The organism is Wolbachia endosymbiont of Drosophila barbarae, assembly GCF_044752445.1.
Taxonomy (GTDB): domain Bacteria; phylum Pseudomonadota; class Alphaproteobacteria; order Rickettsiales; family Anaplasmataceae; genus Wolbachia; species Wolbachia pipientis.
The window spans coordinates 5282-10358 of sequence record NZ_JBIXJM010000238.1; the positions used below are offsets into that span (position 1 = coordinate 5282).

Below are 5077 nucleotides of genomic sequence, written 5' to 3' on the forward strand. Positions count from 1 at the left end.
TAGCTATGCTGAGATCCCGCTAACACGTAGCGGGATGACGAGAAAGGAGTGGCGGTATGACGGTTCGCGGTGGTATGACGTAGTAGCTATTTCTTGCAATCAAGTTTCGTTAAAAGTCAGATTGAATGGTTAAATCTTCCACCCAAATAACCACGCACTCTACTTGCTTGTTTGGATATATTTCTTGTACTAAGGTTTTATAGATTAACATCTGTTTTTTTATTTCATTTAATAAGGAAACAGAAACGTTACGGTGTGATTTGTAGTCAATTATGATTGCTTTATCTTGCGTTATGCATAGCCTATCTAGTCGTACTAATACTGACTTGCCATCAATTGTTCCACTCAGTGTAATCTCTGATTTGCCTTCCAAGTCAAACAAATAGCCATATTTTTCATTAAAGGCTAATATTTTACTGTAAATTTCATCCTTATCTTCACTGATGTTATCAAGGTATTTTCTGACCCAGTTTTTTCTCCTTTCTTTTTCTATCTTGGGCATATACTGCAATATGCTGTGAATTATTAGGCCTCTTGTATAACCATCTGTCATCCAAGTAGCTGACACTGGGATCCATTCTGCTCCTTCTTTTTCACTGGATTCCAGCGTCACGCGCTGGGATGACACCGAAGAGTAGGCTAAAGCTGGTGGAAGGGAAATGACCGGAACGTCAAAGTAATCACGTTTTTTATAAATGTAAGGGTAGTTTGCGTTCACACATAGCACTTCAACTTTTTCTTTAAATATTGGCTGTAAACTCCTTTGTTTCTTTTCATATGGCTCTCCGTACTTAGTGATTAGATCATACCAAGAGCCCTTTTGCACTGGCTCTTTACTTAAGATGTATAACTCATCTTCAGCACGTGTGAGTGCTACGTATAATAAACGCAAATATTCATTATAATCCTCTAGTTTTTTCTCTCTTTTTACTTGATCACAATAAGCGTTGTTGTTTTTTCCACACCAAAATGGTGCTTCCGTTCCATCAAAGATAATGCTTTCACTGTTTCTTGGCACTGTGTTTGTATCAACCAAAAATACTATTGGAGCTTGCAGACCTTTTGATTTGTGAATTGTCATTATTCGCACAGCATTGCGTTCTGATTGCATATCATTCTTAATCTCTGGGTTATTCTCCTTGATCCATTGAACAAATGCTTGAAGAGATGGGTTCTCAAATTGCAACACAAGGTTCATAAATTCGTCTAGAACCTCGAAGCACTCAAGACCTAGCCTTGCAGCAAATTTCTTCTTACCTGTGCGCAGTATATGCGTGAATAATGCGAGAGGGGATTCTGTGCGAGATAAGTTAATGAGATAGTTTAATTCACTATAGATAACCACAGAATAATCCTGAATTCTTTCCCATAGTGAATGCTCTTTACGGTCGTATGCAATGTTAAATAAATCATCCTCGGTGAAATTAAATAGCGGTGATTTTAAAGCATTTGCAAGAGCTAAATCATTTGCCTGGAGGAGTAAAAATTCGGCCAAAGCTATTAAGTCCTGCACGGCTATATAGTCCATAATTCTAAGATAATCTCGGCCTACAACTGGCACGTTTGCTTTTTTAAGTTCGCTTATTATGTAATCAACTAACACGTTTCGTTGTCGTACCAGAACCATAATGTCTCTTGGTTCTATATGGCGATCTTTAGCGACTAAAATTCGCCCTTCATTTAACCAATTGTGAATTCTGTTGGCTATTGTTTGAGCAAGTAATCGGTCTGCTATTATATAATTTTCCCTGCATGTCAGAGGAATTTGTAAAGCTTGCTGTTCTTTCTCTTTGCGCCTTGGTAACGCTGGCCAAATTTCAATATATCCTTGGTCATTTTCTCTATGTGGAACATGTTTTATTTCATTATCATTAAAAGATATTTCTGCGCGGAAGTTATTAAATATTCTATCTACAAGCATCAAAACTTCTGGAGTTGAACGAAATGACTTTTCAAGTTGGCATGATATCCAATCTCTACCACCAGTTTTCGTATGAAAGTATTGTTGCATATAGTTGAATAGATGGGGATTTGCTCCTTGAAATCTGTATATGGATTGTTTTACGTCACCAACAACAAATAAGGTTCGCTTTTCATCATTACCGGCAAAAAATTCATCGCAGAGATTTGTTATAATTTTCCACTGACTGATGCTATTGTCTTGTGCCTCGTCAACAAGGATGTGATCTATTTTTTGATCTAAGTTAAACAATACCCAATCTTTATGATCTGAGTTGCTGAGAAGATTTGTTGCTAAGTCAATTATATCATTGTAATCAAGCAGTGCATTTTTTGATTTTTCGCTACTGTATAGATCAACATATACTTTAAATATACCAAGTAAGCTACTGGTTCTCTTGAATATTTGATAAGAGTTCATGTCTCTTATATGGGTAAATACTACATTCTGAACGCTCTCTATTATTTGCTCTGCATCTTTGAATTTCTCCAAAATACTTTTTGTTGCAATGGATGATATGCTCTTTTTTTCGTGCGATTCTGATTTTAGAAATACCTTGGCTAGGTTTTCTATTTTGGTGTCATTCCACTTTATTCCGGTATCATCCGAGTAGCTGACACTGGTTCTTTTTTTCTGGATCCCAGCTGGGATGACAGTAGAATAAAGTATTTCACTATAACTCTGATCTCTTTTACTGCCTTCACTTAATATCTCGGCTAGTCTTTCCACGTGCTCGATTGTTTCACTCTGTAAGTCATGAATTTCATCTGGGGTGCTCAATTTATCTTTGATATATTTCGAATCATTTGCTGATATCGATCTTTTTATACATAAAGTATAAAGCAAATCGCGTAGTTTATTTTCATCAATTTCAGTTGCAATAAGGTTGATATCATCCTGCACAGTTTCGTTATGAAGCACTTTATTGAATATGATGGAATGTAATTCTTTACATTCACTCAGCGTGCAATTTGGAGCAATGCCAGCTTCTATAGGAAAGCTGGAGATTAATTTGTAACAGAAAGCGTGTATGGTTTGTATAGTTAGACCAAGATTTTCCAGTTCAGAGAAAAGCCTTCTTGCTTTGGTTAAATAATCTTTATTTTTTCTGGATCCCAGTGTCACGCACTGGGATGACAAGTAGGGATGCTGGGATGACATCGAAGGGTGGGCTACTGGATTTTCACTTAAATCGTGGTTATGTGGTGCTATCACCTCAGCATCATTCTCCGTTATTTCTGCGCCATCCCCTGTCATCCCAGTGCGTGACACTGGGATCCAGGTTTCTTTTTTTCTGATTTGCAATAGGTCTAGTTGTTCCAGATCCATTATTAATTCACTCTCTGAACATATTGCCCACTTACTGAGTATGCTGTGAATGCGATTCTCCATTTCGTTTGCTGCAGCATTGGTGAATGTTAAGCAAAGAATATTTCTTTTGTTTTCTAATAAAAGTCTCAATACTCTGTCTATTAAGATTTTTGTTTTGCCTGTACCAGCGGACGCATTTACCCACACAGAGAAATTAGGATTTATGGCATTTGATCTCATCAGAAGTGCGAGAACCTTATAAAAGTTGACTAGAATAGCATTATACATATAATGTAAAAATAGTGTTAGTGAAGATATATAATGAAAAGTTTTTGTGTAAAGGCGCCTGCAAAAATCAATCTTTTTTTGCATGTTGTAGACAAAAAAGAAACAGGGTATCACTTGATTGAAGGTTTATTTGTCTTTGCTAATCTCTCTAATTTTTTGGAAATAAAAGTAGGTGAGAAGGATTCTAGATACGATAACTCTACAGTTGAATTTATAAACTCCGAGTCTAAAATAAATAACCAATATAACACTGTAATGAAAGCGGTTAATCTGCTGCTTAGGCATGCTCCTGTACGCACTAAAGTCACTGTAAAGGTTGTAAAAAACATACCAATTGCTGCAGGACTTGGTAGCGGATCCTCAGATGCTGGAGCTGTGGTACGTACGCTAGGGAAGCTGTGGGAGATTGATAGGACGATTTTAAATGAAATAGCCTTAAACGTTGGTGCTGATGTTCCCGCAAGCGTAGATAGCAAGCCAGTTTTTGTTAGAGGTATTGGCGAAGAATTATGCCACATTAAAAAATTCTCTTTACCTACAAATGTGGTGCTTGTGAAACCGAAAAAAAGGTTTTTGAGTACACCAGAGGTATTTTCCAAACATGAAGGAAAATTTTCTGAGCCAATTAAATGGAGCGATGACGCTGAAAAGGATTTGTTGAAGCTTCTTAAAGAGACGAGAAACGATCTTCAAGAAATAGCAATAAGCTTTGTACCTGAAATTAAGGATGTGATATCAACACTTGAGTCACAAGAAGGCTCTATACTTTCTCGCATGTCAGGCAGTGGTGTATCATGTTTTGGAATATTCGATAGTGAGGAAAATGCAAAAGCTGCTGCAGTTAATATCGGAAAAAAGCAACCAGAATGGTGGGTATGTGACACTCAATTAATAGTTTGACTTATGCCCTTAATTTCCGAGAATAAAAATCTTATAAATGGTTACAGGGAAGGAAAATTTTTGGTAAACAATCAAGAATATTATGGCTCAATTATAATTTTTCCTGAAAAGGTGATAAAATTGAAAGAAAGTGATATAAACAGCAAGGAGTATTTTGAATCTTTTTTAACAGAGGAAATAGAAATTTTGTTAATAGGTACTGGTAAAACACGCAATATACCAAGTTCTTCAGTGAAGTCCTATCTTATGGAACAAAAAGGTTTAAATTTTGAATTTATGACAACAGGTTCTGCATGCAGAACCCATAACGTTTTAATATCCGAAGATAGATTTGTTGTCAGTTATCTAATAGCCATATAGCATGTTTGAAATGTTTACCCAGGACTTTTTCATCAATAGTCTAGTTGCAGTAGTTGTAATTAGCCTAGTAACAGGCGCTTTAGGATCGTTTATGATATGGCAAAGGTTATCTTATCTTGGTGATAGTTTGTCCCATTCTTCGTTGCTTGGTGTTGCACTTGCTTTAATCTTTAAGATTAGCCCATCGCTTAGCATAATGCTCATTGCAATTACATTTGCTATACTACTTTCTCTTAATTTTAACAGATTATATTCTGC

4 protein-coding genes are annotated in these 5077 nt (G+C 36.3%); 3 read left to right on the forward strand and 1 reads right to left on the reverse strand.

What is annotated here, in order from left to right:
- Nucleotides 1-109: 109 nt before the first annotated feature.
- On the reverse strand, nt 110-3511 hold the full coding sequence (locus ACIPNH_RS05760) for a UvrD-helicase domain-containing protein (RefSeq protein WP_400772184.1): 3402 nt from the start codon (nt 3509-3511) through the stop codon (nt 110-112).
- An 81-nt stretch (nt 3512-3592) separates the two neighbouring features.
- On the opposite strand from ACIPNH_RS05760, the gene ACIPNH_RS05765 reads away from it, so the two are divergent.
- The 3 genes from ACIPNH_RS05765 to ACIPNH_RS05775 form a co-directional block, all read left to right on the forward strand.
- On the forward strand, nt 3593-4459 hold the full coding sequence (locus ACIPNH_RS05765; RefSeq protein ID WP_006280386.1) for a 4-(cytidine 5'-diphospho)-2-C-methyl-D-erythritol kinase: 867 nt from the start codon (nt 3593-3595) through the stop codon (nt 4457-4459).
- A gap of 3 nt (nt 4460-4462) precedes the next feature.
- The gene (locus ACIPNH_RS05770; RefSeq protein WP_285534872.1) at nt 4463-4819 is read left to right on the forward strand and encodes an Mth938-like domain-containing protein; all 357 of its coding nucleotides are present in this window, start codon (nt 4463-4465) and stop codon (nt 4817-4819) included.
- 1 nt (nt 4820) lies between these two features.
- On the forward strand, nt 4821-5077 hold a 257-nt coding region (locus ACIPNH_RS05775; RefSeq protein WP_400772186.1), incomplete at its 3' end, for a metal ABC transporter permease.